This window comes from Dyadobacter sp. LHD-138 (assembly GCF_030929615.1).
GTDB lineage: Bacteria > Bacteroidota > Bacteroidia > Cytophagales > Spirosomataceae > Dyadobacter.
The window spans coordinates 1-2,316 of sequence record NZ_JAVFVU010000092.1 but is presented as its reverse complement, the minus strand read 5'-3'; the positions used below and the strand labels follow the sequence as shown (position 1 = coordinate 2,316).

Genomic DNA, 2,316 nt, shown 5'->3' with positions numbered 1-2,316 from the left:
CTTGACGATGTCTCAATTGTACATTAAATTTGGTGACAGATTACAGGCCGATCGCGAATTTTTTCTTGGTAGCTGAATCTGCCTAAATAAAATCCTGACACAGTTCAGCGTACACTCCCGTCAGCACCAAATCTTCCAACTTGCCTCGAAACATTTTTTTTCTCGCAATCCCCTCTCAGGTCAAATAGAGAGGGGATATTGCGAGAAAAAATGATCATTAATTTAAAGAATTGGTAGCAATACAAGAAATATGAATATAACTTTTTTAGAGAAATCGAAGGTGACTGTAAGTGTAGCGAAAGTTATAAACCCTCACACTAAATACGACATCGTTAATTATAATTCGATCTTACCAAATTGCTTCCAAGTTCCTGGGGTTCCGGCCGTAGTACATATCCACCCGGAATATCCACCAGGCGTTGGTGCATAGTTGAAAATTTTATCTCCTACGCTCCACGATCCTGTTGATGGTGACGCTGTTGCCCATTGGACACTGACTCCATTTTCCTGGTATGATCCTGAATAATAGAAACCCGTGGAATTAAATACTCCATTCTTAATTTCAATATTTTTCGCTCTGGTGAAAATTGGAACCCGGTTAAAATATGGAGCAAACCAAGCCCAAAAATTGACATAGCTGGAATCGTTGGTGTAAATGGTATTGCCGGATATTTCACCATAAAAACTACTACCATCATTGCCTATTAGGTAAGATGAAGGGTAATAGATTTTGTTGTCAATTAATGCAAAGCTGTTGGAGTTGTATCCAAAGATTCGAGTAACCCCTTCGCCTGCCCGGGAATTTAAAATTTCATTACTAATAAACCTGCTGGACGACGCCCCGTCAGTATACGATTTACAGTCGATCTTATTGAATTCAAAGATGGTATTTGAACTTGTGTGCGTGAGCTCGGTAGATTTAATGACATTGTTTCTGAACACATATCCTGATGTTCCATACAAGTAAATTCTGGACCCATCAATAGTATTCTTTTCAAATAAATAGTCTTTGCCTGAGCCAAAGAGGGTCATTTGAGGTATGTGATGCGTGGCTGTGTCTAATGATACGTCAACCAATATTTTGTTGTTAGCAAACACATTTTTTTCATTGTCCCCATAGCTACTAACAAAATAGGCACCAGCTATGTAGGGGCGATTTGGTGAATTTTCACTTGAAAAGTAATTATCGCTCACTCTATTATAGCTGGATTGGCTCAATATAATGGCGCATGCTGAACCGGTAACTCGATTTCCATATACACTACTACCTTCTTTGTTATTTTCTATATGAATGCCGCGACTATATCCTGAAACTGTATTATTTTCAATTGTACCGGCACTGTTGTAATCAAAAACAATACCACACCTGCCATAGTAACCAATCGTTGTCGCATCGAAATGAATTGTATTACTTGAAATAAGCATATTTTTACAATTAGTCCAGGCGTTGATTCCATCACCGTAGTGGTCTTGTAGATCGCCATCCCGATTAGGGTTCAATCCTCCACAGTTAGTAAAAGAATTTCCTATTATTTTACTTGCACCTTTTGTATTTATTAAGAAAATACCGTTACCGTATATTTTGTTGAAATAGCTATTTGTTATCGAGATTGCATCGATACGATTTGTCTGAATTCCCACAGCAAATCTCACATCATCACCGATAAATGGCATAGTGCCCGATATTCGTACATTATCGATTACAACTCTTCCGCTATCCGTGGACGAAGTAAACTCTAAGCAAGGGAAATACCCATTAAAAAGTATTTCTCCATCGCCAACACCAGAAATATTTATTGACTGACTATTGGCTAGGACTACTTTAATCGAATTGGTGACTAAATACTTTCCTTTTAGAATAACTTTTCTTCCCGGCTTGATCGCCTTTTTTAGATACGGCGTATCATCTGCTACCCCATCTCCTTTCGCCCCAAACATTTCGGGAGTAACATAATCCGTGACACGTTTAAATCTTTTCGTTGAATATACCAGCACCATGGCACTATCATCAGGCGTGGAGGTATCTGCCGGGTCCAAACGGAATAATCCGAATCTTCCAGGATCGGTGATATAGACGGCTCTCGCAGTATCAGCACTTCCACTTCTCAGCTGATTGATACTTAAATAAGGCACATAACCCGAGGGTGTAACCACCGCCAGTCGCTTTGTTTTATCATCAGCCACCTCGCCAGGCTGGATTGCTGCAAAGGCCAGTTTCCCCACCTGGACAAATTTACTCTGATCACTGGCGTTTTTGTGACTTCTTAATAGTTGAAATGTGCCCCCCAGGTTGTCTTCAATAAACTTCCCTTTTAT

1 protein-coding gene is annotated in these 2,316 nt (G+C 39.7%); it reads right to left on the bottom strand.

Annotated elements, in window-relative coordinates:
* Positions 1 to 336: 336 nt before the first annotated feature.
* A partial coding sequence (locus tag RB622_RS29955) for a right-handed parallel beta-helix repeat-containing protein (RefSeq protein ID WP_308050522.1) occupies positions 337 to 2,316 on the bottom strand: 1,980 nt, incomplete at its 5' end.